The 25,478-nt window shown below is 48.6% G+C and carries 24 protein-coding genes; all 24 read left to right on the top strand.

Annotation, left to right across the window (positions count from 1 at the left end):
- The first annotated feature begins 6 nt into the window (after positions 1–6).
- Positions 7–1,113 carry a stage V sporulation protein E gene (gene spoVE, locus DCMF_RS09965; protein WP_148134299.1) on the top strand — a complete coding sequence of 369 codons (1,107 nt, stop codon included), beginning with the start codon at positions 7–9 and terminating at the stop codon, positions 1,111–1,113.
- A gap of 5 nt (positions 1,114–1,118) precedes the next feature.
- Complete coding sequence (gene murG, locus DCMF_RS09960) at positions 1,119–2,240, top strand: undecaprenyldiphospho-muramoylpentapeptide beta-N-acetylglucosaminyltransferase (protein WP_148137825.1); 1,122 nt, start codon at positions 1,119–1,121, stop codon at positions 2,238–2,240.
- A 93-nt stretch (positions 2,241–2,333) separates the two neighbouring features.
- On the top strand, positions 2,334–3,731 hold the full coding sequence (murC, locus tag DCMF_RS09955; protein ID WP_148134298.1) for a UDP-N-acetylmuramate--L-alanine ligase: 1,398 nt from the start codon (positions 2,334–2,336) through the stop codon (positions 3,729–3,731).
- A gap of 21 nt (positions 3,732–3,752) precedes the next feature.
- Complete coding sequence (locus tag DCMF_RS29170; protein WP_214659236.1) at positions 3,753–3,890, top strand: hypothetical protein; 138 nt, start codon at positions 3,753–3,755, stop codon at positions 3,888–3,890.
- A 20-nt stretch (positions 3,891–3,910) separates the two neighbouring features.
- Positions 3,911–5,269: a UDP-N-acetylglucosamine 1-carboxyvinyltransferase gene (gene murA / locus DCMF_RS09950; RefSeq protein ID WP_148134297.1), complete on the top strand. Its 1,359-nt coding sequence runs from the start codon at positions 3,911–3,913 to the stop codon at positions 5,267–5,269.
- 135 nt (positions 5,270–5,404) lie between these two features.
- A complete protein-coding gene (locus tag DCMF_RS09945; RefSeq protein WP_214659235.1) occupies positions 5,405–6,175 on the top strand; it encodes a cell division protein FtsQ/DivIB in 771 nt (256 codons plus the stop codon).
- A gap of 142 nt (positions 6,176–6,317) precedes the next feature.
- The gene (gene ftsA / locus DCMF_RS09940; RefSeq protein WP_148134295.1) at positions 6,318–7,553 is read left to right on the top strand and encodes a cell division protein FtsA; all 1,236 of its coding nucleotides are present in this window, start codon (positions 6,318–6,320) and stop codon (positions 7,551–7,553) included.
- A 30-nt stretch (positions 7,554–7,583) separates the two neighbouring features.
- Positions 7,584–8,633 carry a cell division protein FtsZ gene (gene ftsZ / locus DCMF_RS09935; protein ID WP_148134294.1) on the top strand — a complete coding sequence of 350 codons (1,050 nt, stop codon included), beginning with the start codon at positions 7,584–7,586 and terminating at the stop codon, positions 8,631–8,633.
- Between the two features lie 397 nt (positions 8,634–9,030).
- Positions 9,031–9,930, top strand: a complete 900-nt coding sequence (gene spoIIGA / locus DCMF_RS09930) for a sigma-E processing peptidase SpoIIGA (RefSeq protein ID WP_148134293.1) — start codon at positions 9,031–9,033, stop codon at positions 9,928–9,930.
- Positions 9,931–9,980: 50 nt separating this feature from the next.
- On the top strand, positions 9,981–10,679 hold the full coding sequence (sigE, locus tag DCMF_RS09925; RefSeq protein ID WP_418219643.1) for an RNA polymerase sporulation sigma factor SigE: 699 nt from the start codon (positions 9,981–9,983) through the stop codon (positions 10,677–10,679).
- Between the two features lie 255 nt (positions 10,680–10,934).
- Positions 10,935–11,390 (top strand): DUF4870 domain-containing protein, encoded by a 456-nt coding sequence (locus DCMF_RS09920; protein ID WP_148134291.1) that lies wholly within the window; start codon positions 10,935–10,937, stop codon positions 11,388–11,390.
- Complete coding sequence (locus tag DCMF_RS29165; RefSeq protein WP_214659234.1) at positions 11,387–11,554, top strand: hypothetical protein; 168 nt, start codon at positions 11,387–11,389, stop codon at positions 11,552–11,554. The genes DCMF_RS09920 and DCMF_RS29165 overlap by 4 nt, the downstream gene beginning before the upstream one ends.
- Before the next feature lie 109 nt (positions 11,555–11,663).
- Complete coding sequence (locus DCMF_RS09915) at positions 11,664–12,182, top strand: hypothetical protein (RefSeq protein WP_148134290.1); 519 nt, start codon at positions 11,664–11,666, stop codon at positions 12,180–12,182.
- A gap of 197 nt (positions 12,183–12,379) precedes the next feature.
- Positions 12,380–13,045: an NUDIX hydrolase gene (locus DCMF_RS09910; RefSeq protein WP_148134289.1), complete on the top strand. Its 666-nt coding sequence runs from the start codon at positions 12,380–12,382 to the stop codon at positions 13,043–13,045.
- A 189-nt stretch (positions 13,046–13,234) separates the two neighbouring features.
- The gene (locus DCMF_RS09905; protein WP_148137824.1) at positions 13,235–16,573 is read left to right on the top strand and encodes a UvrD-helicase domain-containing protein; all 3,339 of its coding nucleotides are present in this window, start codon (positions 13,235–13,237) and stop codon (positions 16,571–16,573) included.
- A gap of 362 nt (positions 16,574–16,935) precedes the next feature.
- Positions 16,936–18,108: a uroporphyrinogen decarboxylase family protein gene (locus tag DCMF_RS09900; RefSeq protein ID WP_148134288.1), complete on the top strand. Its 1,173-nt coding sequence runs from the start codon at positions 16,936–16,938 to the stop codon at positions 18,106–18,108.
- Positions 18,109–18,125: 17 nt separating this feature from the next.
- Positions 18,126–18,302 (top strand): hypothetical protein, encoded by a 177-nt coding sequence (locus DCMF_RS29160; RefSeq protein ID WP_214659233.1) that lies wholly within the window; start codon positions 18,126–18,128, stop codon positions 18,300–18,302.
- A 53-nt stretch (positions 18,303–18,355) separates the two neighbouring features.
- The gene (locus tag DCMF_RS09895) at positions 18,356–18,997 is read left to right on the top strand and encodes a cobalamin B12-binding domain-containing protein (RefSeq protein ID WP_236860232.1); all 642 of its coding nucleotides are present in this window, start codon (positions 18,356–18,358) and stop codon (positions 18,995–18,997) included.
- A gap of 184 nt (positions 18,998–19,181) precedes the next feature.
- Positions 19,182–19,910, top strand: coding sequence for a GntR family transcriptional regulator (locus DCMF_RS09890; RefSeq protein WP_214659232.1), 729 nt, complete (start codon positions 19,182–19,184; stop codon positions 19,908–19,910).
- Between the two features lie 58 nt (positions 19,911–19,968).
- Positions 19,969–20,622: a cobalamin B12-binding domain-containing protein gene (locus tag DCMF_RS09885; RefSeq protein ID WP_214659231.1), complete on the top strand. Its 654-nt coding sequence runs from the start codon at positions 19,969–19,971 to the stop codon at positions 20,620–20,622.
- 8 nt (positions 20,623–20,630) lie between these two features.
- Positions 20,631–21,839 carry a uroporphyrinogen decarboxylase family protein gene (locus tag DCMF_RS09880; RefSeq protein ID WP_214659230.1) on the top strand — a complete coding sequence of 403 codons (1,209 nt, stop codon included), beginning with the start codon at positions 20,631–20,633 and terminating at the stop codon, positions 21,837–21,839.
- Between the two features lie 159 nt (positions 21,840–21,998).
- Positions 21,999–23,357: a B12-binding domain-containing radical SAM protein gene (locus tag DCMF_RS09875; protein ID WP_148134285.1), complete on the top strand. Its 1,359-nt coding sequence runs from the start codon at positions 21,999–22,001 to the stop codon at positions 23,355–23,357.
- A gap of 38 nt (positions 23,358–23,395) precedes the next feature.
- Complete coding sequence (locus DCMF_RS09870; protein ID WP_148134284.1) at positions 23,396–24,484, top strand: GNAT family N-acetyltransferase; 1,089 nt, start codon at positions 23,396–23,398, stop codon at positions 24,482–24,484.
- Complete coding sequence (locus DCMF_RS09865) at positions 24,439–25,467, top strand: GNAT family N-acetyltransferase (protein ID WP_148134283.1); 1,029 nt, start codon at positions 24,439–24,441, stop codon at positions 25,465–25,467. Before DCMF_RS09870 ends, DCMF_RS09865 begins: the two co-directional genes overlap by 46 nt.
- The last annotated feature ends 11 nt before the right edge of the window (positions 25,468–25,478 follow it).

Here is a 25,478-nt window from a genome sequence, read left to right as displayed (position 1 = left end):
GAAAATATGGAATTGAAAAAAGGGGCTCCGGATTTTGTGATTTTTCTCACCGTGCTGCTGCTTTTAAGCATCGGCATTGTGATGGTGTTCAGCTCCAGTCAATATGCCGCCTTTTATCAATATCAGGATTCATTCTATTTTTTGCGCCGTCAGTTTTTTAATGCTTTGGTGGGGATTGGGGCCATGATTTTTGTGATGAAGGTCAATTATCAGAAGCTAAAAGGACTGGCAAAACCAGCGTTAATCGTTTCTTTCGTTCTTTTAGCTATATTATTGATCGACGGTATCGGTATTGAGCGCAAGGGGTCTGTGCGCTGGTTGGGCGCGGGGCCTCTCCAGTTCCAGCCTTCCGAGCTGATCAAGGTGACTATGGTCATGTATATGGCGGCCTTTATGAGTGAAAAGCAACATTTAATGCAGTCTTTCACGAAAGGCTTTTTGCCTCCTCTGGGCATCATGGGAGCAGCCTGTGCTTTGATTATGTTTCAGCCGGACCTGGGCACGGCCCTGGCCCTGGCCGGTACTACCTTTGTGATGCTGTGGTGTGCGGGAGCACGCAAGACCCATATGACCCTATTAGCTGTGGCCGGGATTGCCTTGATTCTGGCGGCGATCGTTCTTGAGCCATACCGCATGGAGCGGTTGATGGCCTTTTGGGATCCCTGGAAGGATGCTCAGGATACAGGCTTTCAAACGGTGCAGTCCCTTTTAGCCATCGGATCGGGCGGTTTTGCCGGCGTGGGCTTAGGCGCCAGCCGGGCCAAAACCTTTTATTTGCCGGAAAGACATACGGACTTTATTTTTTCCATCTTGTCCGAGGAATTGGGCTTTATTGGCGGGGCCATCGTCATTATTCTCTTTTTATTATTTGTCTGGAGAGGTCTAAAAGTGGCGGTATCTTTCCCAGACTCCTTCGGCAGTTTATTGGCTATCGGCGTCACCTCCATGGTGGGCATCCAGGCCATCATCAATTTAGGCGTGGTGACCGGATCCTTACCGGTGACGGGGATTACCCTGCCCTTTATCAGCTATGGGGGGTCCTCCTTATTGTTTTCTTTGGCCGGGATCGGCCTGTTACTAAATGTGTCCAGGTACGCAGGATTGGATCGGTGAGCAGGATGCGCATCATTATCACAGGCGGCGGCACAGGGGGGCATATCTATCCTGCCTTAGCCATTGCCAAAGGACTGCAAAACAAAATCAGGGAAGCGGAGATTCTTTATGTAGGCACAAAGAAGGGTCTGGAGGCAGAAATTGTGCCCAAGGCCGGGTTGCCCTTTCAAACCATCAGCGTGGAAGGCTTATCCCGCCCCTTTTCCTACCGGACCTTGGCCAGTGTTTTTAAAGCGTGCAAAGGCTGCTGGGAGGGCTGGCATATTCTCCGGGCCTTCAGACCCCATGTGGTTATCGGCACCGGCGGCTATGTGTGCGGGCCGTTGGTATTTGCCGCCGCAACTTTAGGGATTCCTACTTTATTACATGAGCAAAATGCCGTTCCCGGTTTAACGAACAGAATTTTAGCCCGCTTGGTCGATGGGATTTGCGTCACTTTTGAAGATTCCCTGAAGTATTTTCCCGCCAAAGAAAAGGTCCATTTAACCGGATTGCCTGTGCGTCAGGAGATCATGGGCATGGAACGGCTCACCGGGATCAAAGCCTTGGGCCTGTCGGCAAACAAGACCACCATTGTGGTGACCGGAGGCAGCCGGGGGGCGCGCAGTTTAAACCTGGCCATGAGCCGGGCCTATGGGAAGCTGCTCCAAAGAGATCAGGTCCAATTTTATCATATTACCGGGCCGGGAGGCTATGAAGAAATGCTCTCCTTCCTGGCCCAGGAGAATATTTCCCTGGACGGCCGGGAGAATTTAAGAATAGTCCCTTATTTATATGAAATGGAATACGCTTTGGCGGCTGCCGACATCATTGTGGGACGGGCAGGAGCTTCCTTCTTATCGGAAATCATGCTTCGGGGCCTCCCCTCGGTATTAGTGCCCTACCCCTATGCCGCAGCCAACCATCAGGAATATAATGCCCGTTCCTTGGAAAAGAAGGGGGCGGCCAAAATGGTCCTGGATCAAGAATTAGAGCAGGGGAAATTATTTACTGCCTTGGAGGAGATAATAAATAATGTGTCTCTTCGTGCTGAAATGGCAGAGGCCGCCAAGGGAATGGGAAAAATTAATGCGTTGGATGAAATTACCCAATTAATCGTAGGGATAAGTAAACCGGAGCAAAGATAAGGCTCAGGTCACATCTTTTTCTTCCCGGCATATGATAATGGTATGTTACGGGAATTTTCCTTATTCCTGCGTCTCTGGGAAGGAGATGACTGAATGACATTGACAAAAGGAAGGATTCATTTTATTGGCATCGGGGGTACCGGGATGAGCGGCATTGCCAAGATTCTGCTTCAACTGGGCGCTCAGATATCCGGATCAGACATGAAAGAATCGGAGACCACCAAAAGGCTCAGGGAATTAGGAGCAAGCATAGAAATTGGCCATCAAGCACAGAACATCGGCCCGGATGTAACAACGGTCGTATTTTCCTCGGCTATTCCCCAGGATAATCCGGAGATGATAGAGGCAAAAAAACGGGGATTAGAGGTGATGGCCCGAGCAGAAATGCTGGCCATATTAATGGCCCGACAGGAAAGCATTGCCGTTGCAGGAGCCCATGGTAAGACGACGACCACAGCGATGATTTCTTTAATGCTGGAGGCTAACAATTTGGATCCGACCATTGTAATCGGAGGAGACTTAAAGCAAATTGGCAGCAATGCCAAATTGGGCAGGGGAAAATACCTGGTGGCTGAGGCAGATGAAAGCGACGGGTCCTTTTTAAAATTATTTCCCAAAATAGCGGTGATTACCAATATTGAAAATGACCACTTGGATTATTATCGGTCCGTAAAGAATATCGTCAACGCCTTTACCCGGTTTGTGGAGCAACTGCCGGAGGATGGCTTTGCCGTGATCTGTTTGGATAATAAAGAGTTAGCCAAAATCCAGGATACCATTCAGGCGGATTATGTGACCTACGGACTTGACACCCCGGAGGTAGATTTTACCGCCCGGAATTTATCCTTTCATGGGATCCAGTCCGCTTGTGAGGTTTTTTACCGGGGAAATAAACTGGGCGTGCTGGAACTAAATGTGCCCGGAAAGCATAATATATCTAATGCCCTGGCCGCCATTGCTACGGGAATCAGGCTGGGCTTAACCTTCGACCAGGCGGCTGCCGCCCTGAAGCAGTTTACCGGGGCCAAGCGCAGGTTCGAATTCATCGACCAAATCAAGGGTATTACCATCGTGGATGACTATGCTCACCATCCCTCCGAGTTGCGCGCTACCTTGAGTGCGGCAAAAACTGCCGGGTTTGAAAGAATCGTGGCGGTCTTTCAACCTCATCGCTATACCAGAACAAAGCTGTTACAGTTTGAATTCGGGGATTCTTTCCATGATGCCGATCTGGTGGTGATTAATGAGATTTACAGTGCCTCGGAAAAACCCATTCCCGGCGTCACGGCCCATTTGATCATGAATGCCATTCAAAACTCGGATCAGAGAAAAGATGTGTTTTATTGCGCCACGGAGGAGGAAATTGTGCACTTTCTCTGCCAGAAAACCAAGCCGGGGGATTTGGTGCTCACGCTGGGCGCGGGCAACATCCGTCAGGCAGGCCTTTGCTTTGCCCGGGAAATCCGGTGTTTGGAGGGCCAAGAGATGTAAATTCATGGCCAAAAAGTTGAGGTGATCAATGAACAGGGAAAAAGAGATGGTCGGGCGCAAGGTGTGATTTCACGGCTGGAAAAAATAACAATGGGGGTCCAGGAAGAATTTCATATTGATCTGGAAAGAGAGATTCAGATCGTGGGAGAGGCAAGGTAACCGATGGGGGTGCAGCAGCGTTGGAGAGATATATCATCACGGGAGGGACCCGGTTACACGGTTTAGTGGAAGTTTGTGGGGCGAAAAATGCGGTTTTGCCGATATTGGCAGCTACTCTTTTAAGCGCGGAAACCTGCGTGATTCATAATGTTCCTCAACTTCAGGACGTAGTGTTGTTGGTGGAGATTCTGGAGTACCTGGGCGCGAAAATAAAATGGGAAAAGAAGACATTGATTGTCAATGCGTCTAATATCAACCCCACCGAGGTTCCGGAAGAGACCATGAAGAAAATGCGGGCGTCAAATTTAGTCCTTGGCCCCTTGCTCAGCAGGTTTCATAGTGCACGGGCTCCTTTTCCCGGAGGATGTGCCATTGGATCACGTCCCATGGACTATCATATTAAAGGATTAGAACAGCTGGGAGCCTCGATCATTGAAAAATACGGCAATATTGAAGCTTACGCCCATAAGCTTACGGGCGATACGGTTTATTTGGATTTTCCCAGCGTAGGTGCCACGGAAAACATTATGATGGCAGCGACTCTGGCGGAAGGAGTGACAATGATCCGGAATGCGGCCCGAGAGCCGGAGATCGTTGATTTAGCCCTTTTTCTGAAAAGTATGGGGGCGAAAATTGAAGGGGCCGGGAGCGATAATATCCAGATCACAGGGGTGGCAAAACTGCATGGTGCGGACCATACGGTGATTCCCGACCGCATTGTGGCAGGGACTTACATGCTGGCGGCGGCGATCACTAACGGAGACCTGGTGCTGCGCAACGCAGTGGCCGAACATGTGGAGCCATTGACGGTAAAATTGCGCGCCTCTGGTGTCATTGTATCAAAGAACGGCAAAGGGCTGCGGGTGCGCGGTGTCCCCAGAGTCAAATCCGTAGATCTTAAGACCATGCCTTATCCGGGTTTCCCTACCGACATTCAGCCCCAAATGATGGCGTTAATGACAGTAGCCCAAGGCACCTCGGTGATTTTAGAAAACATCTTTGAAAATCGCTTTAAACATGCGGATGAATTGCGCCGGATGGGTGCCAATATTATCGTGGAGGGAAGAGTCGCAGTTGTAAAAGGGGTGAAAAGACTCACGGGAGCCATGGTGGAGGCCACCGATTTGCGGGCGGGAGCTGCTCTGGTGTTGGCAGGGATGGCTGCAGAGGGGATCACGGTGATTGAAAATATCGGTCATATTGACCGGGGATACCACCGTTTAGAGCAAAAGTACGCCCTCTTGGGGGCCCGGATTGTGCGAGAAAAAATGCCGAGAGAGGAAGAACAGGAGATCAAGCAGGACGGTCTTTCCCGGGACCAGCAAGAAAAATTCCCCTTGATCAGCCATAAGGAAATGGAGTTAAATTATAAAATTTAATTTTTACATACCATGTGAAGCACAGAAGAGTGCTTTTTTTTGATGCATTTTGGGACAAGAAGAAGGAAGAGCGGTACCGCACGGTGAATGGTATATAAATACAGATGGATGAACCGGGCAACTGGAGGGATAGGGTTGCACAGGAAAAAAGGGGTCAAATATGTCCGGCGCAGAAAAAGACCGGGTAGTATTAAATGGTTAATGAAGATTTTAACCCTCATTTTAATTTTATTCGCCAGCTATTTTTTTATTAATTCACCTTTTTTTGCCGTATCCTCCATCAAGGTGAGCGGCACGAAACTGGTTTCCGTGCAAGATATTGTGGAACTTTCCGGCCTGGCAAAAGGGCAAAATATATTTAAGATCGACCGGGAAAAAGCAGAGAAAAAGATCCTCATGAGTCCCATGGTGGATGATGTGGAGATCGAAAGGCATCTCCCCGGTACGGTAGCCGTTCTGGTCACGGAAAGAACTCCCGTGGCTCTCGTTCCTATCGCCGGAGGATTAATCCAAATCGACGTGGCCGGATATATCCTGAAGAAGGTCAGTGCTATCGACAAGTATCCTCTGCCCATCGTCACCGGAGTGGATCTTCCCGATACCATCGCCGTGGGAAAACAATTGACTTCTCAAAAATTGGCCATGGGTTTAAAAATGATTGCTCAAATGGATGCGGAAGCCAAAAAAGTGATTGCCGAGGTAGATGTTTTTGACCCGCAGAAATTAAGGGTCTTTACGGTTCAAGGAGCCGAGGTCCGATTGGGAGGGGCCGACGGCTTTCAGGAGAAATTCACCAGGTTCCTCCAAGTCCTGAAAAAGGAAGAGGAGATGGACCGTTTAGAGGACATTGAATATATAGACGTCAGCTTTAGCGACAAACCTGTTGTTTTTTATCGAAAGAACTAATTTTGAGGGATTAAATGGCAAATTTTAACTCATAAAAAAGACAATATCTAGCAGGGAAATCAGAATTTATGTTGAACTTTACAGTTTAAACATTATTTTCCGTGCACTAATTTAGCTGAATCGTGCCGGGGGGGTGCGAAGGTTGAGCGGCCACAATATAGTAGTGGGATTGGATGTAGGAACAACGAAAACAGTAGTCATAGTTGCTGAAATTGATCAGCAGGGCGGAGTAATAATCATCGGTGTGGGGGAACAACCCACCCAAGGGGTTAGAAAAGGCGGTATTGTAGATTTAGAAGCTGTGATCAAGTGTATTGTTGCCGCGACGGAAAAAGCAGAACAAATGAGCGGGTGTCGTGTGCAGAATGCTTACGTGGCCGTATCTGGGCCCCATCTTTCCTCTGTTAATAATAAAGGTGTGGTAGCGATTACCAACAAAAACAGGGAAATAGCTCCGGAAGATGTGGATCGAGTGCTTCAGGCGGCAAAAGTCGTCGCTTTGCCCCAAGACCGCAGAATCATTCATGTTCATCCCCGCCAATATGCGATAGACGGAAATGATGGCATCGTTGATCCTATTGGCATGGCTGGTGCCAGGCTGGAAGCCGAAATAAACATTGTTACGGCCTCAGGCACTGCCCTGCAGAACCTTTTAAAATGTATTCAGAAGGCAGGCCTGCAAGAAGAGGAACTGGTGCCTGCCGCATTGGCTTCGGCAGAAGCAGTGTTGCTTCCTGCAGAACGGAACTTAGGTTGCTTGATTGTTGATATTGGAGGAGGTACCACGGAGTTTGCTGTATTCGACCAGGGTAGATTATGGTTTTCCAGTGTTTTACCGGTTGGAGGAAATCTGATTACCAATGATATTGCCATTGGGTTGAGAATACCTGTAGAAGCTGCCGAGACTTTGAAAACAGAACACGGATGTGTTTTTCCCCGCCTCATGCCGGATAATGAAATGATCCCGATTCCGGATATGCTGGGCCATGAAACGAAAAAGGTCTCGAAAAAGCTTTTGGCGAGTATCATTGAACCACGGAGCCGGGAGATCCTTTCTTTGATCAAAAACGAACTGAAGAGATCCGGGTACCGTGGCGTGCTTCCCGGTGGCCTGATCGTCACCGGTGGCGTAGCGCAATTAAACGGACTCATCGAACTGGCGGCTGAGGAGATGGATTTGCCGGCCAGAATAGGCTGTCCGGAGAAGATGAATGGAGTGAGCGACTGTATCCAGAATTCATCTTATGCTACTGCTGCAGGACTGGTTTTATATGGAGCAAGGCAATTGTCTTATGTACAAGCTGCACCTACCGGAGAACGTTTTTTTGGTGGAATCATAAACAAGTTTAAACATCTATTTCAGGATTTTTTTGCATAAGAAAAGTGATAAAGCTAAGGAGGATTTTGAATGCTTGAATTTGATGATTATGAAATTGCACAATACGCCAAAATAAAGGTTGTCGGTGTAGGTGGCGGAGGAAATAATGCAGTTAATCGCATGATCCGGAGCAATTTAAAGGGTGTGGAATTTATCGGCGTCAATACGGATGCGCAAGCACTGCAGCACTCCCATGCGGAAATTGTGGTTCAAATCGGAAGCAAACTGACAAAAGGTTTAGGAGCGGGAGCAAATCCGGAAATTGGTAAAAAAGCGGCGGAAGAGACCCGGGAAGAGTTGGGGCAGATTTTAAAAGGCTCCGATATGGTATTTGTCACAGCCGGAATGGGCGGCGGTACGGGAACGGGAGCTGCCCCGGTGGTGGCGGAAGTAGCGAAAGAAATGGGCGCCCTCACCGTGGGGGTAGTCACCAGGCCCTTTACCTTTGAAGGACGGCGCCGGGCCCAGCAAGCGGAAGCAGGGATTTCGGATTTAAAGAGCAGAGTGGACACCCTGATCACCATACCCAACGATAAATTGCTTCAGGTGATTGACAAAAAGACCTCCATTACTGATGCTTTTCTGATTGCAGACGATGTATTGCGCCAAGGGGTGCAAGGGATATCTGATTTAATCGCGGTACCCGGCTTGATTAACCTGGACTTTGCCGATGTGAAAACCATTATGAAAGAAGCCGGTTCCGCTTTAATGGGAATTGGTATCGCGTCAGGTGATAACAGAGCTGCCGAGGCTGCCAAGGCCGCGATTTCCAGTGCTTTATTGGAAACATCCATCAACGGGGCTAAAGGGGTTCTTTTAAACATTACCGGGTCCAACAATCTGAGCTTGTTTGAAGTCAATGAAGCGGCAGAAATTATTGCCGCCGCCTCAGATCCGGAAGCAAATATTATTTTTGGTGCGGTGATTGATGAAAAAATGGATGATACCGTCCGGGTCACGGTAATTGCTACGGGCTTCGACAGCAAAGTAGTGAAGAAAGTGGAGCCGCCGGAAATGGAGATTAAGCCTTTTACCGTTGATGATTTAGATATACCCGCTTTTTTGCGCCGGAAAGTATAACAAAGAAACCCACTTATCATATTTTGCATAGGAATAAAAGTTTGATCGGGGAGCCTCATCGGCTCCCTTTTTATTTTTCCCGGACCTCAGCCCTTTTTTGTAGTTTCACTTTTATGCTACAAGGATCTGCCTATGGGGTGTGCCCGGTAACCGGCACCCGGATCTTGAAAATTCTTTTGGGCTTTTAGCGAAACACCAATTTGCTCGATTTTTTGGGTAAGGTTTTGTACTGGGGGAGCATCATCTGACATCTTTTTAGGTTCCTATTGATTATAATTAATCATGTATTTGAGAATAGGTCTATTGATTGGTACATATATTTAAGTAACTCATTTTTTCTTTTTTGCCCGCTTTTTTTGATGGCTTTTTTCGGGGTGTAAAGGAACGGTGAAGATAGATGCAGCCCACGTATATTGTGTACGCCGACGTGCTTTTTTTGACGAATTTTTTTCTTGATTATGGTATTTTATGGGCTACAGCAAAATTCGGCCACATTGCCACTTCTCACCTGCGCCTGTTTTTAGGGGCATTGCTCGGAGCCCTTTACGGTGTGTTAATGGTATATCCCCAGACAATTTTTTTATATGCCGTGTCGGTAAAGATACTTTTTTCCCTGTTAATCGTGGCGGTTTCTTTCCCCAGATTAACAGTGAGAAAGTTTCTCCAGGCTACCGCTTATTTTTATGTAATCAGTTTTGCCATGGCCGGTGCCGTTTTGGGGGGGAGTTCCTTTTTGGCCCATAATTCTTTCTTTTTTCAGCGGTTAGATATCAAAACCACCGGACTGCTTTTTGGCGCAGCGATGGCCCTGTTTTTAGGATACTGGGGGTTCGGGCATTTAAAACGGCACTGGCAGAGGACCCAATTCCGGGTTTCTCTGGAAATCATGATTGAAAAAAAATCCTTGATGGTAGAAGCACTCATTGATACCGGAAATGAGCTGAGGGATCCTTTGAGCCAGAAACCGGTAATCATTGTGGAATATCAAGCGTTAAGAAATATTTTGCCTGCGGACTTCCGGCAGTGGTATGAAAAATATGGCGCCGAGGATGTGACAAAGGTGATGGAGCATTCCGGCGGGGCTGTCTGGACTACGAAAGTGCGCATGGTTCCTTTTAATTCGATCGGCAAACACCATGGCATTCTTTTGGGTTATAAGCCTGATTTAGTAACCATTTTTGGGCAGCAAAAAACATGCACCAAAGATGTGATCATCTGCCTGTATCATAAACCCCTCAGTACTTCGGGCGGGTATCGGGCAGTATTAAATCCTGAAGTATTTGAAGCGGCAGCATAATGTCAAAGGAGGATGACGGGGTGCACAAAGGCTGGAGAAAGTTTAAGTGGTTGATAAAATTCTGGTATCTGCGGATTTTGCAAAGGTTTCACCTGGACGGGGATGTTTTTTATGTAGGAAGCAGCGAGGCACTGCCTCCTCCTTTAACCAATGATGAAGAAATATTTTTATTATCCCGGCTGGAAACCGGAGATAAAACCGTGAAAGAGGTCCTGATCGAAAGGAATCTGCGTTTGGTCGTCTATATTGCCCGGAAATTTGAAAATACCGGCGTAGGCATCGAGGATCTGGTTTCCATCGGTACCATTGGTCTGATTAAAGCGGTGAATACCTTTGACCCGGGAAAGAAAATCAAGCTGGCCACCTACGCTTCCCGGTGCATCGAAAATGAGATCCTCATGCATTTGAGGCGCAACAACAAGACCCGCTCCGAGGTGTCCTTCGATGAACCTTTAAACATTGATTGGGACGGTAATGAGCTGCTGCTCTCCGATGTTTTGGGCACGGAAAACGACGTCATTTATAAATCCATCGAAGAAGAAGTGGAAAAAAAGCTCTTAAATGCCGCCATGACCAAACTGAATGCCCGGGAAAAAAAGATCATGGAGCTGCGCTTCGGCCTGGTAGACGGGACGGAAAAAACCCAAAAGGAAGTGGCGGATTTTTTGGGCATCTCCCAGTCTTATATTTCCCGGCTGGAAAAGCGCATCATTAAAAGACTCCGGAAAGAGATCCATAAGATGGAGTGATGGGCCTAAGGCTAAAAAAATACTCCTCTTTTCCCTAAGATTTTGATAAAATACCTCCTTTTTGGCCTGGGACTTTTGTCTCAGGCTTTTTCCGTTCATAACCGGTCCAGTTCCTTTATTCTGGAAAATCGACCTGGGGGATTTAAAAGCTGTCTGAGGGAAAAAATTGTTTTTAAGGAAGTATAAGTGAGGAAACAAGTGAATATGTAAAAATAAGGGTAATTTATTTTAATTGAAAGGAGGTATCTAAATATTATGTCGGGGAAGACCGTTCAACCTCATAGATCATCTCTCGGCATGGACGCCAATGTAGCTGTTCTTGTGGTCTATCTTACCGGAGTAGTACTTGCCTTTATACCTGGAATCAGATATATTGCCTGGTTGGCACCTTTAGGATTTTTTTTCGTGGAAAAACAGAGCATTTTTGTCCGCTTTCATGCCATGCAAGCTTTTATGCTCAGTGCTGTAGGGATCGTTTTTGGCCTGGTTGCCGGTATCATCACTGTGGTAGGCGTTACTTCTGTAGCGGCGGTCAGTCCCGTGGGCGGCAGGGGTGCCCTTGGGATACTGGAGGTGTTAGGAATGGTTGTTGCTATCATATTACTGGTTTTTGCACTGATTGCCATGGTCAAAGGATACCGCTACAAAAAATATAAAATTCCTTTTGTTGGCGGCTGGGCGGAGAAACTGGCCAGCAGTGCCGTTAAATGAGATCTGAACTGAAAAAAGGTTCAGGGGCTGGGTCAACGGATAAAAAATCTGTTGGCTTTTTTATTTTTCCATATTTGCTCCTTTCACAAAATAGCACAATGCAGGGTGTTTCTTTCAGGACAGATGAAAAAGTGAAATCTTTTGAAAAGGGAACCCACTTGTGACCGCCGTAAGATCTGTTGTGCTCTGCCATGCCAAAATATGTATCGTATCAATTTGTTAGGATGGGTAAAAGTATTAATAAAGTCAATAGCTTCAGCCGGAGGTGCTGTTATGAGAAAAATAGGGGACCGGATTCTGCTGGGAATAGCAGCGGGTATTATTTGCGGCATGCCAGGCAGGGTTGTTAACGATATCGAGTATCATTTGAGATTAACGGACGTCAAATACGGTCAAATGGCCTCTAATTTATTTTTGCCCAAGAGGAAGTCGGATACGAAAGAAGCAAGGGTTATCGGTTCTATCGTTAACCACACCATGATTAGCCTCACCGGGATCTTGGTCACCTATCTGCTTTCTGCCACAGGCCGGGACAAGGCTGTAGTAAAAGGAATGGGCGTAACATCATTGTTGTGGATGGCCCTATTTGGATTAGGTCCCAGGCTTCAACTGACGGTGAACAGTAAAAAGCCCTTATCATCGATACTAAGCTTTATTGACCATGCCGTTTTTGGCGGCCTGTGCGGCTTTTTTGTTTCAAAGGTGGGCGCAGATACCTTATTTCCGGATCATCAGGTGAGAGGAAAAGATGGAAAACTTCCCCTTATTTATTCTATGGCCAAAGAAAAATAATCTTCTTATGAGCTTCGGGCAAACCCCCGGGCTTTTTTGTGATTGATATCGGGGTAGGAACTGCACGCGGAAAAGTACCGGGCCGATGCCGGTATTTTTGTTTTTGGTTTTTTTTATCCAGGCGGAAAATAATTTTATTTTCCCTCAGGCTCTGATAGAATAGGAGGTATGATCAAGGGATCTACTGGGGGAAGGATATGAAACACGAGGATCTGGAGAAATTAAGAGAAAAATTGCCCGCACAACCGGGTATTATGGGAAGGGAAAACTTCATTAATTCGGGGATTATGATCCTTTTGGTGCTGGTAGACGGGGAGTATCATTTTGTTTTTGAAAAAAGGGGTCCCTCCATCAGGCAGGGGGGAGAAGTCTGCTTCCCCGGCGGATTATTTGATCCGGCGCAGGACCGGGATTTTTTGGATACTGCGCTCCGGGAAACGAAAGAAGAATTGGGCATTGCGCGGGAAAAAATTGGCGTGCTGGGAAGGACGGATACTTTAATTACACCTCAGGGAGTACTGGTTGAGGGTTTTGTAGGGGTGGGGGACTTTGATCCCGGAGAGGTCCGGGTGGACCCGCGCGAGGTAGCCTATGTTTTTACCGTGCCGGTTTCTTTTTTGGAAAAAGTTAAGCCGGAAGAGTACCAAGTGCAAGTAATGGTCCATCCCCGGGGAATCAATGAAGCGGGCGACGAGGAAATTTTTTTCCCGGCCAAAGAACTGCATGTACCGGAAAAATATGATACACCCTGGAAAGGAAGGAAGCACCGGGTTTATGTTTACCGGTACGGTCAGGAAATCATTTGGGGGATTACGGCCGTATTTATTCGGGATTTTCTTCATAAGGCAGGGAGCGAAAAATGATGCAAAGGAAGGCCAAGGGATGAGAAAAGTCTGTTGGCCCTTTTTTATGTGGCACGGTTTTCCAATAGAGGTAAAAGTTTATCGAACGAGTTCTCGTTGACTCTTTTTTCTGTGGGGTGATACAATAAGGCAAAAAGCTAAAGGAAGGAAAACATCTCCAGCTCAGGCAGGAAGGTGGAAGGACTGATTATGTTTATTGCTGATTTTCATATCCATTCAAAATACTCGAGAGCGACCAGCAGGGAATGTGTCCCGGAAATGCTGGAAATGTGGGCCCGGCGCAAAGGAATCGGCGTGATTGGAACAGGCGATTTTACGCATCCGGCCTGGCGCGAGGAACTGAAGGAGAAGCTGGTTCTTTCAGGTGAAGGCCTTTATACCCTGAAGAATGATTTCCGCCAGGAGGATGCCATAGCGGGGGCAGATTTCCCTCCTCAATTCATGGTATCCGCCGAAATCAGCTCCATTTATAAGAAGAACGGAAAGGTGAGGAAGGTGCACAACCTGATCCTTCTTCCCAGCCTGGAGGATGCGGAATTAATTTCCCACCGGCTGGAGGCCATCGGTAATTTGCACTCGGACGGCAGGCCCATATTGGGTCTGGACAGCCGGGATTTGTTGGAAATCGTGCTGGATATCTGCCCGGACGCCATCTTTATACCTGCCCATATCTGGACGCCCCATTTTTCTCTTTTCGGGGCTTACTCCGGTTTTGACGATATCAGGGAGTGCTTCGAGGATCTCACAGGCTATATCTATGCCCTGGAAACAGGCCTTTCCTCAGACCCGCCCATGAATTGGCGCCTTTCCGCCCTGGATAACTTTACCCTGGTGTCCAACTCCGATGCCCACTCTCCGGCCAACCTGGCCAGAGAAGCCAATATTTTTGATACCGGGCTTTCTTATCCCAGTATCGCGCAGGCGTTAAAAAATCGCACCACCAAGGAGTTCCTGGGCACCATCGAGTTCTTTCCCGAGGAAGGAAAATACCACTATGACGGGCACAGGAACTGCAAGGTGTGTTGCACGCCTGCGGAGACAAAAGCCGCAGCAGGCATCTGCCCGGTCTGCGGAGGCAGGATTACCGTAGGCGTACTGCACCGGGTGGAAGACTTGGCAGACCGGGAAGAAGGCTTTGCACCACTTAAGGCAAAGGAGTTTCAGCGTCTGGTGCCCCTTCCTGAGGTCATCGCTTCTTCCATAGGCGCGACTGTTGCCAGCAGAAAGGTAAAAGAGAAGTACGACGACCTGATCCGGAACCTGGGGCCCGAGTTGGAGATCCTCCGCCAGGCCCCGTTGGAGGATATTGCATTGGCGGCCGGCCCCTATATCGCGGAAGGCATCCGCAGACTGAGATGCGGCAAGGTGGAAATAAAACCCGGATTTGATGGGGAATACGGAAAAATTAAAGTGATGGACAAAAGTGAAATTGACATACTCTCCGGCCAGTTAAGCTTTATGAATGATCAAGGTATCTCCGGGAAGTGTTCTCCCAGGGCCATAGCGGGGATCAAGACCCTGGCCCATGAGGCTGACCGGTTACCTGTTTCAGATGATTACGATCTGCTCAAAGATCATAATCAGCCGGTGAAGACTGCATCCAATATTCCCTATGATTTAAATGAAGAGCAGTGGGAAGCTGTTTCCTCCTCCAGTCCGGCCATTGCCGTCATTGCCGGCCCGGGAACGGGAAAAACAAAAACACTGGTAAGCCGTATCGCGTACCTGGTGGAAAAATGCGGGGTGGACCCCTCCGGGATCACCGCCGTTACTTTTACCAATAAGGCGGCCCATGAGATGCGCGTCCGCATGGAGAAGCATTTCGGGGATCAGGGGACCGCAAGGGCCATGACCATCGGCACCTTCCACTCCATCTGCCTGAAGCTTTTGTCCCGTTGGAAGGGCAAGGATGCCATCGCAATTATTGATGAATATCATGCTGGGGCCATCGTGGAAGAAATATTAAAGGAGCGGAAATGGGGAATTTCTCTCCGGGACGCCATGAAAAGGATCGGGCTGAAAAAAAGCGGTCTGTCACCGGGGACGGATGAGGAAAACTCGGATATTTCCGCCCTGTTATACGATTCCTACTGTGCCCAGCTCCAGCGCTACGGCGTGATGGATTATGACGATATTCTCCTGGAAGTACTCGGGCAGTTTGAGGGTCAAGACAGAACGGATATCCCGGAGGCGAGCCGGGACAACTCTTTCTCCCATTTGCTGGTGGATGAATTCCAGGATATCAACGAAATTCAATACCGCTTGATCAAAGAATGGGGCAAAAAAAGCGAGAGCATTTTTATCATTGGTGACCCGGACCAGTCCATTTATGGGTTCCGGGGCTCGGATTTCCGCTATTTTGATAAATTTCAAGAGGATTTCCCCGCTATGAAGCAGGTCCAATTAACTCAGAATTACCGTTCCACGCCCCAGATTATTACTTCCGCTAAATCGGTGATCTCGAAGAAAACTGCCGGGGGGCCTGCCTGTGCCCTGAACGCCCAAAGGGAAAGCGGCGCCAAAGTGCGCCTGATCGGGACCAACGAAGAATTTTCCGAGGCATTATTTGTGGCGAAGGAAATAAACCGGATGGTGGGGGGGATCGATATGCTTGACAGTCATGTCCTGGCGGCACCCCACAAAAAAAGACCCGGGACAAAACAGCCCAAAGGTTTTTCCGATATTGCCGTCTTATACCGCACCAATCGGCAGGCGGAAATGATCGAGCAGTGCCTTTTAAAAGAGGGTATTCCCTATCTGGTGATGGGGCGGGACGAATTTCTTTCCCATCCTCTGATCCGGGAAGCAATTTCCTTTTTCCGGTTTTTGCTCAATCCGGGGGATCTGGCTTCTCTTTTGATCTGCCTGAAAGCAGAAAATATCGCTTCGGATGGGAACCAAAAAGTGTTGGAAAGCTACGCGGCAGGGGAGAGAAGCGTATTAACCCTGGCCAGGATGATAGAAGAGGCTCAACTACCCCTGGACAAGCCGGGCAAACCCCTCAATTTCATAGAAATGCTGCATAAGTATCAGCCTATGGTGCATAAAGAAAAGCCGGCCAAAATCATCGAATCCTGGGTGGCGGATAACAGCCTGTCCGGGACCAGATGCATGGAACTGCTTTTAAATACCTCTGTGATGTATGCCGATATGGGATCTTTTATACAAAACCTGGTATTGGGGCGGGAAAGCGATGTGGTCAGAAGCGGGAGCAAGGTATATGCTACCGATGCGGTTTCCCTCATGACCATGCATGGAGCAAAAGGCTTGGAATTCCCTGTCGTGTTCATTTGTGGGGTGAACGACGGCATGATCCCGTTAAGGAACAGCAGAGCAGATTTTGATCTGGATGAGGAGAGAAGACTTTTCTATGTGGGGATGACAAGAGCCCGGGATGAGCTGGTCCTGCTCACATCCCGGACCCCATCGCCTTTTCTTGGCGACATCGCTCACGAGCAACTGCTTACAGAGCATGCCTATCCCCAGAGACAAGCACCCCAGTACAAGCAAGTCAGCCTTTTTGATTAACAGTAAATTCAGGGACGGTTCTTGAATTGAATGGATAAATCTTGGTAAGATTTATCCATTCAATTTTTATTTTATTAGTGCGAAACAAAGCTAGAATAAATAGCTGGAGAACTGTGGGAAGGACTTTTTCAGGCTATGGCAGGAAAAATTATAGCCAAAAATTCAATTCAAGAACCGTCCCTGAATTTACTGAATTTAGTGTTGACGGACGTGGAATTAAATGGTATGTTTAACATACCGGTATAGACAAGTATAAACCTATGGGAGCGGAGAGGAGGGTGATGGCTTAGCATCGGAGAGCTCAATAGATGACACGGATCAAGCTGTTTGTGAGGGAAAAATGAAGGAGGTTGTTTGGGAACATGGAAGACAAAGAAAAGATTTATCAGGAGAAATTAAACCGTTATATTACCGCCATGGAGTTGGGAAAACCTGATAAAGTACCCATCCGATTATTTCTTTCAGAATTTCAAGCCAAGTATGCAGGCTATACGCTTCAAGAAGTATATTACCAGCTTGACAAAAACTACGCTTCTGTGAACAAGGTATTGGAGGATTTTGATCTGGACGCCCAGGTCACGGCGCCCAGTTTGTGGTGGGCATCCCTGCACGATGCCACCGGGGCCAAATACCTGAAATTTGCCGGAAAAGAACTGGAGGAAAATAAACAGTTCCAATTCCTGGAAGATCAATATATGAAAGCAGAAGACTATGACGAATTTATTGCCAATCCGACCCAATGGATCTTAAATACATTTCTTCCCCGTCTGCACCAGGAATTTGCCGTGCCGGGATCCTTTGAAGCCAATCTTGCTTTGATCAAAGGCGCCTTCGCATTTGCCACCATGCTGGGTCAAAACGCCCAGGCCGGGTCCGTTTGGGTCAAGGAATATGCTACACCTCCGGCGATAGGCGGCATGAGCAAGGCGCCTTTCGATACCCTGGGGGATACCCTGCGGGGCCTTCACGGCATCATGATGGATATGCACAAGTGCCCGGAAAAGCTTTTAGCGGCCCTGGATGTGTTAGTAGCACATAATGTTTATTACGGCATGGCCACCGCTGCCGGCGATACCCAATTCCCGCTGTTTATGCCCTTGCACCGGGGCAGCTTTCCTTTCCTGAATCCCAAACAGTGGGATACATTCTACTGGCCTACGCTGAAAAAGGTGATTGAAACTTTATGGTCTTACGGGAAGAGAACCCTCTTCTATGCGGAGGGGAACTGGACTCCTTACCTGGAACGATTTGCCGAGCTGCCGGAAAAAAGTATTGTATTCCACATCGATATGACCGACATGTACCAGGCCAAGAAAATTTTAGGCGGAAAGTTCTGCTTGAGCGGAAATGTGCCCAACACCCTGCTGGCCTACGGCAAACCCAGTGAGGTACGTGATTATTGCAAGAAGCTCATTGATGAGCTGGCCGGAGACGGCGGCTTTATCATGGATGCCGGCGGCGTCATTCAATGGGATGCGAAGGAAGAAAACATCCGGGCCCTCATTGAGACCACCCGGGAATATGGGGTTTATTAAGAAAGGAGGCAGGCTGTATGACGGAAACCGCTGATAAAAAAACATATCCGGGCATACCCGGAGTTTGTATCCCCTGGGATGAACAGGTGAAAAAAATGGGGACCATCATGGGCAAGGAGGAGATCATCAAAAGTGAGTGGGAAAAGCTGGAGGCCTTTGCCTACGTCTACCTCTGGTGGTGGGTGCAGCGTTAAGATGCAGGAGTTGACCGGTTGTTTTCAGATGTTAATTAAAGGGGGACGAAAGGATGGCAATGAATATAGAGGAACTGACCAATGGATTAGTGGAATTGCAAGGGGAGAAAGTAACCGGCATCATCAACGATGCGCTCCGGGAAGGAATCAATCCTCTGGAACTAGTCGAAAAGCTCCAGAAGGGGATGGTGATGATTGGAGAAAAATTTTCCCGGGGTGAATACTTCTTGAGCGAACTGATTATGAGCGGGGAAATCATGAAGGAAGCCATGGCGATCATCGAACCGAAGCTGGCCGGGGTCACCCAGGAAACAAAAGGCACGGTGGTGATCGGTACGGTGCGGGGCGATATTCATGATTTAGGGAAAAATATTGTGGTAATGCTGCTGAAAGGATCCGGTTATCATGTGATCGATTTGGGCGTGGATGTTCCGGAAGCAAAGGTGGTTCAGGCGGTCCAGGAGCACAAACCCGGCTTGCTGGGCTTAAGCGTGCTGCTCACCGGGTGCCAGGATGCCATGAAAGAAACCATCAGTGCTGTAAAAGCCGCCGGGCTGACCGACGTAAAAGTTCTCATCGGCGGCAACTATGTGGATGAGAAGGTGCTGGAGTTTTGCGGGGCGGACTATTTCGGTAAATCCGCCGATGAAGCGGTTACCGTGGCAGACCAGGTTTTCGGGGTCAGCAAAAAGTAAAAGCCCGGGCAAAAATATTTGTGCCGGATAAATGTTGTTGTTTAGGTCCAGGGCCGTTTTGGCCCTGGACTTGATGTAAAAAGGATAGGAGTGAAACCATGAACAAAAAAGACAATTTTTGCAGGAATTTTATCCAGCGTATCGAAAAGAATGATCAGCTAAAATATTTTTGGCGGTGAATATTGTGAGACCTTTGTATTACCAAATCGCTTATGGATTGTCCAATAAAATTAAAAACGGGGAATTTAAACCCGGTGACCTGATTCCCTCGGAAACACAGCTGTCTGCAGAGTACGGCGCGAGCAAAATGACCGTACGGCAGGGGCTGACTCTGCTTTCCGATGCCGGGTACCTGAAAACTGTCCCGGGCAAAGGGAATTATGTGGATTGGCCCCGTTATGATATTTTCACCGTGCGTTTTAATGAGATGGAGATTACCGGGGGAGCTCCCGGAGGGGTAAAACTGCTGGAGGTAAACATGGAAGATCCCACCCCGGAGATCAGGCAGCACCTGAACCTGCTTCCCGGCGGAAAAACCGTGGTGGTGAAACGATTGTTGTATACCGAAGGAAATCCTTCCGCTTATGATGTGAAATATCTTCCTTATGAAAAAGGAAAGCCGGTGGTGGAGCGAGAAATTCAAAATGTGCCTTTCCCGGAGATGGTGGCAAAGCACGGGGAACTGTTCTCGGTGAAAAATGAAGTTTCCATTTCTGCCGCCGCCGCGAACCAGGAGTGCGCCCAAAAATTAGGCGTGGAACCATCCAGCCCCTTGCTGGTGGTGGAACAAAAATTATATTCAGCGGATCATAAGGTAATTGGTTGGGGCAAGACTTTTTGCCATTGCGATTATTTTAGGCTGGAGGCGATTTCCAGTCAATATCAAAGGAATCAAGTGCTGCACAAATTCTAATCTTTTCCATGATCCCGGTTCCTTTTGGTACAAGTTTTGTCAGGGGGAGGGGAAACCTTTGGAGGGAATTCAGAGGATGTTGGTGACGGCGGTGCAAAAGCTGGACGAAGATAAAGTGGTCCGGCTCTTTGAGTTGGGCCTGAAAGAAGGAATTAGTCCGGTGATCTTGATTGAGGAAGTAAGAAAAGGAATGGATAAAGTCGGGGAAATGTACCAGCATGGGTCCTATTACATTGCGGACCTGATCATGGCGGCCCTGATTTTCAAGCATGTGCTCTCCCTGGTGCCCCTTCCTGACCCGGGAAACGGCAGGATGGCTCACATCGTCATCGGCACGGTAGAAGAGGATATTCATGATATCGGCAAAAATGTCACCGCGGGGTTGTTGCGCTCCATGGGGATCAACGTTTGTGACCTGGGCGTGGATGTGAAACCGGAGACTTTTGTCGCTGCCTTAAAAGATACCCAGGCTAAGATTCTTGGTTTGTCCGGATTGCTCACGTCATCCTACGATGCCATGAAAAGGACCGTGATGGCGGTAGAAGCCGCCGGCTTAAGAGACAGGATCAAAATTATCATCGGCGGACTGGTCAATGACGATATTAAAGAATATGTGGGAGCCGACTATTGGGCCAAAGACTGTGCGGACGGCGTGGACTTATGCGATTTCCTGATCACGGGAGCGGGACAAGCTGCTTTTCACTGCCAGTGAGCTGCAGGATGAATATGGTGGCGATGGGCCAGTGGGATGACGATTCCCAATTGTGCCGCCCGGCCAGGCGGTTAGTTTGGGGTGAAAGAAATCAGATGATGACCTCCGAAGAGAGATTGCAGACCGTGATCCGCTTGAAGCAGCCGGACCGGATTCCCTGTGCTCCCCTCATGGAAAGTTATGCCGGGAGATATGCCGGGTTTTCCAATTACGAATATATGTTTGACTATGAAAAAGCGGAACAATCCTTGGCTTTTTTGTCCCAACAATATCCCCAGTGGGATATTCGCCGTTCTCTCTATTCCCAGTTTTACGGCCCTTACCAGAATAGCATCCTATTTATCAAAACCAAAATGCCCGGCATCGATATACCGGCGGATCGGGAATTCCAATCCCTTGAATATGAAGCCGTATCCCGGCAGGATTACCATGTGATCCTCGAGGCCGGGTATGATTATTTTTATCACCGGTATTTACAGCGCATTCATGGGTGCAGCGAGGAAAACATCGCTGCGGCGCTTCGCCACAGGAGTGATTTGATCAAAAGGGAAATTGCCGACTCCCGGAAAAGAGGGCAGGCTTTTTTATATGGGGGGTACGTCTTAGCTGCCCCGGTCGTGATCTCCTTAATGCGGTCTTTTGAACAGTTTGTCCGGGATATGTTTCAGGTGCCGGACCTTTTAGAAAAAGTACTGGAAAAAACTACGGAGAGCGTGATCCGGGAAGGAATTCAGGATGCCCGGGATTCCGGGATTTTCCGCACCTTTATCGGACTGCCCAGGGTCTGCGGGCAGTTTCTCTCCCGCAAGTTTTTTGACCGCTTTTCCTGGCCTTATGTAAAACAACTGATTCTGGCCTTAATCCAGGCGGAAATTGTGCCGGTTTTGCATTTGGACAGCGATTGGAGCGAAAATATTCCTTACCTGTTGGAGCTGCCTCCGGGAAAAATAATTGTGGAATTAGACGGCGATACGGATATTTTTGCCGCGGGCCGGGTCCTGTCCGGGCATTCGTGCCTTCTGGGCGATGTCAGCCCCCATTTGTTTGTTTTGGGGTCTCCGGTACGGGTGAAAAGCTATTGCCGGAAATTAATGAAAGAGGTAGGGCGGCAGGGGGGCTTCATTCTGGGCTCCGGTTGCACCGTCCCCTTATCGGCAAAGCACGAAAATGTGCAGGCTTTTTTTCAAAGCGTGGAGGAATTTGGATATTATGAATAAGGAAAGGTAACGCCAAATCAGACCATGTTTCCCTTTTCCAGTTTATTCCCTGGGGAAGGGATTTTATTTTTGACAGGGAATTAAAGAAAAGAGTCGAATAGAATCTAGATAAGAGATAAAAAGATCTTTTTGGGCCGGGAAATAAGACGGGGGAACAGGATGATGCGAATATTGCTGGTGCGGCCGGGTTATGAAAGTATTTTCTCCCACATGGACATCGTCACGGTAGAGCCCCTGGAACTGGAAATTCTGTCTACCGTAGCCGCCCAAGCCGGTCATCAATGCCGGATTTGGGACGGGGTGGTCCAAGAGGAACCTTATGTTCCGGTGTTGCAAAAATTTAGGCCTGATCTGGTGGCGATCACCGGTTATATCACGCAGAAAAATTCCATATGCCGTTATGCGGAAACCGCCAAAAAAGTGATTCCGGGCGTGAAAGTGATCATCGGAGGTGTCCATGCGGAACTGAATTACCGGGATTTTTACGGCCCCGCAGTGGATTTTATCGTCCATTCCGGAGGGATCAAGCCCTTTCAAAAACTGATCGGGCGGGAAGATCTGTCTCCCCAGGGGATCGGGGGAATTTGTTTTCGCCAAGATGATGAAACATGGGTGTTTCATGAGAAAATACAGATGGATCCTGATGAGATCCCTATTCCGGACCGGTCTTTTTTCTATGCCCACCAGGATCATTTTCATTATGCGGGCCTGGGCCCCTGCGCCACGGTAAAAACCGCCTACAGCTGTCCCGGCAGGTGCAATTTCTGCTACTGCTGCCTCCTGAACGGCGGTAAATATGTTTGCCGGGACCTGGAAAAGACGGTAGAAGAAATTGCCGCAATCGATTGCGATTATATCTGGATTTTGGACGATATCTTTTATTTAGATCCCGGGCGGATCCGGGGCTTTGCCCGGCTGATCAAGGAACGGGGGATCCAAAAGAATTTTATCGTCTACTACCGGGCGGATTTTATTGCGGAAAATGAAGAACTGATCGTTCTGCTCAAAAATATCGGACTAAAGATGGTGCTGGTGGGGCTGGAGGCCTTTGATGACGACCGCTTAGGGGAATATCATAAGCAGACCTCCTGCGCCGTCAATGAAAAATGCCTGGATATCCTGAAGAAACACGGCATTGGGTGTACCGGTTTATTTATCCTGGATATTGATGCCACAAAAAAGGATTTCGATATTTTGGCCCGCTATGTGAAAAAGCACCGGCTGGCCCTGGCCACAGCCGCTATCCTTACTCCCCTGCCGGGGACCGCCCAATACGAAAAATTTAAGGACCGGCTGATCACCGATGACCCCAGGCAATGGGACTTCCTGCACCTGGTGGCGGCCCCGGGAAACATGAGAAAAGGGCGCTTCTATTTTGAATTTTACCGGTTTTATGTACAGGTTCTCCGGATGAACCAGGGGAAGTGGCTTTTGCACTTGGGGAGGGCCTTCATCAAAGGTTTGCGACAAAAATTAAGCTTTATGGGCAGGGGAAATGCAAAGGTTGGACCCAGTTAGCCGGAGGAAAAAGAAAAAACGGAGCGTACAGGTGGTTTATGGAACTTAAATATATTACAACCAAAGAAGAGGCAAAGGACTTTGTTCGTTTTGGCACTGCTGTGTACCGGGGAAATCCCTACTTTCGCGACTCCATGTCCGATATTGTGAAGATGTTCCTGGATCATAAAACGGCCTATCTGAAAAATGGAGAGATCCATCCCTTTTTTATTCTGGATCAGGGGAGGATTGTGCTTCGGGCCGCCTACGTTTTAAACTATAAAATGAAAGATATCCTGATGATTTCTTTCTTTGAAGCGGAGCGGGGGGCCCAGGATGCCGTGGAATTGATGATGGCCCGGGGGAAAATCCTGGCGGCAGCAAAAGAGTGTAAAAGGATGGTTGTGGGGTTGGACGCCCATTTGAATTATGGGGTGGGCTTTCTTGCTTCCCACTTTGATGTGGCCCCATGTTTTGGCTTGCCATACACCCATGCATACTATCTGGACTATTTTAAAGGGTGGACGGAATACCGGTTTACCTCCTTTCTGGCGGATATCGAACAGTTTCACCTGGCCCAAGAAAGGGGAATTTTGGCCCGCCTGGGCAAAAAGGGATATACTTTCCGCCGGGCCGATTTCCGCAACCTTCCGGGGGAAATCAAGATTTACACCGATTTAAATAACGCCTGCTTTCAGAACCACTTGTGGTGGGCGGACCGTACCTACGAAGAGGATTATGAACTTTTTTACCCCTTCCGCTGGTTGATCCGGGGAGAAAACCTGATCCTGGCGGAAAAAGACGGCGTCCCCATCGGATTTATGCTTTGGTATCCGGACTTTAATCAATTGATTGCCCCCGGCCGGGAGATCGGTTTAGCCACGCTGCTCAAGAGCAAAATGGGTTTTCCCAGGAGGATGGATCGGATCAAGATCGCGGAAATCGGCGTCAGGCCCGAATGCCAGGGCACCGGCGTGGTGATCGGCCTCTTTGACCAGCTATATCGCCTGGTGCGGGGCAGGTACCGGTACTGCGAGGCCGGCTGGGTGGAAGAAAACAATACCAAATCCAAGGGATTGGGTTTGCACTGGGAGGGGAACGGGTGCCAGGAATACAAAAAGTACAAGGCCTTCGAGATGCCGCTCTGAGCTGGGAAGAGTATGACCGGGTGGAAGAAATCCCGGATGAGTGGGACCGGTTGGCGGGAAACAATATTTTTTTGCGGAAAAAATTTTTAGGCCATCTGGAACAGGTAAACCGATGCCGGCAGCGCTACCGGCTTTTGTTTCACCAGGGCAGCCTGAAAGGAATTTATGTGCTTTACCGGCTCAAGCTGGATGTTTTTACCTTTAGTTCCCTGTGCCTGAAATTCCCGGTCTGGACGGTGGGAATTCCCTGCTCTTTATCCAAACAGGGTTTTGCCGCGCACCCCGGTTTTGAGGAGCAGCTCTGGCTGGATATCAGGAGGATCAGGGGAGCCAAGCTGATTTTGAACGGGGAAACATCCCTGCCGGGAACCAGGGGCGAAACCCTGCCCACCTGTGTCCTGGACCTGGACTGGACCAGCTTTGAAGCATACTTAGACGCTATGCGCAGCCACTACCGGTACCGTTTTAAAAAAGCCCGGTCCAAATGGGCGGAAGTGAAGATTGATTGTGTGAACCCGGAGAATTTTGATCAGGAAATGTACCGGCAGTACGAAGGGGTGTATCACAGGTCCCCATACAAGCTGGAAAAGCTGGGCCTGGATTTTTTCCGGGGCCTGCCTCTGCCCGCCAAAGTGCTGAGGGCCAGTCATGGGGGACAGGTGCTGGGTTTTGTGCTGTTAATTGAAAATGGGGACCAGCTGGTTTTTCTTTTCACCGGGTTTGACTATAAGCTTAGTCCCAAGTTTGACACGTACCTTAATCTTTTACTGCAAATTGTTCATTACGGGATCCATCAAGGCTTCAAAAGCATAGATTTCGGCCAGACCGCCGAGGAAACAAAAATGCGGCTGGGATGCCTGATGAAGCAGAGGAAGCTGTACCTGGCTCATTCCAACCGGTTCCTCGATACCCTGGCCAACCGGTGCATCGGCTTCCTGGGCTATCAGCCGCCCCGGCACCATTTTAAAGTTTTTAAATCATAAGTGTATGGATA

Origin of the sequence: Candidatus Formimonas warabiya, assembly GCF_002777255.1 — a bacterium.
Lineage (GTDB): Bacteria > Bacillota > Dehalobacteriia > Dehalobacteriales > Dehalobacteriaceae > Formimonas > Formimonas warabiya.
Note: the sequence above shows the minus strand (reverse complement) of the source record. Positions and strands in the feature narration are given on the sequence as shown.

What these genes read in the sequence shown, in the direction of transcription:
- spoVE (WP_148134299.1), top strand. Translation starts at nt 7, where the DNA reads ATGGAATTGAAAAAAGGGGCTCCGGATTTTGTGATTTTTCTCACCGTG.
- murG (WP_148137825.1), top strand. Translation starts at nt 1,119, where the DNA reads ATGCGCATCATTATCACAGGCGGCGGCACAGGGGGGCATATCTATCCT.
- murC (WP_148134298.1), top strand. Translation starts at nt 2,334, where the DNA reads ATGACATTGACAAAAGGAAGGATTCATTTTATTGGCATCGGGGGTACC.
- ftsZ (WP_148134294.1), top strand. Translation starts at nt 7,584, where the DNA reads ATGCTTGAATTTGATGATTATGAAATTGCACAATACGCCAAAATAAAG.
- spoIIGA (WP_148134293.1), top strand. Translation starts at nt 9,031, where the DNA reads ATGCAGCCCACGTATATTGTGTACGCCGACGTGCTTTTTTTGACGAAT.
- DCMF_RS09920 (WP_148134291.1), top strand. Translation starts at nt 10,935, where the DNA reads ATGTCGGGGAAGACCGTTCAACCTCATAGATCATCTCTCGGCATGGAC.
- DCMF_RS29165 (WP_214659234.1), top strand. Translation starts at nt 11,387, where the DNA reads ATGAGATCTGAACTGAAAAAAGGTTCAGGGGCTGGGTCAACGGATAAA.
- DCMF_RS09915 (WP_148134290.1), top strand. Translation starts at nt 11,664, where the DNA reads ATGAGAAAAATAGGGGACCGGATTCTGCTGGGAATAGCAGCGGGTATT.
- DCMF_RS09910 (WP_148134289.1), top strand. Translation starts at nt 12,380, where the DNA reads ATGAAACACGAGGATCTGGAGAAATTAAGAGAAAAATTGCCCGCACAA.
- DCMF_RS09905 (WP_148137824.1), top strand. Translation starts at nt 13,235, where the DNA reads ATGTTTATTGCTGATTTTCATATCCATTCAAAATACTCGAGAGCGACC.
- DCMF_RS09900 (WP_148134288.1), top strand. Translation starts at nt 16,936, where the DNA reads ATGGAAGACAAAGAAAAGATTTATCAGGAGAAATTAAACCGTTATATT.
- DCMF_RS29160 (WP_214659233.1), top strand. Translation starts at nt 18,126, where the DNA reads ATGACGGAAACCGCTGATAAAAAAACATATCCGGGCATACCCGGAGTT.
- DCMF_RS09895 (WP_236860232.1), top strand. Translation starts at nt 18,356, where the DNA reads ATGGCAATGAATATAGAGGAACTGACCAATGGATTAGTGGAATTGCAA.
- DCMF_RS09880 (WP_214659230.1), top strand. Translation starts at nt 20,631, where the DNA reads ATGAATATGGTGGCGATGGGCCAGTGGGATGACGATTCCCAATTGTGC.
- DCMF_RS09875 (WP_148134285.1), top strand. Translation starts at nt 21,999, where the DNA reads ATGATGCGAATATTGCTGGTGCGGCCGGGTTATGAAAGTATTTTCTCC.
- DCMF_RS09870 (WP_148134284.1), top strand. Translation starts at nt 23,396, where the DNA reads ATGGAACTTAAATATATTACAACCAAAGAAGAGGCAAAGGACTTTGTT.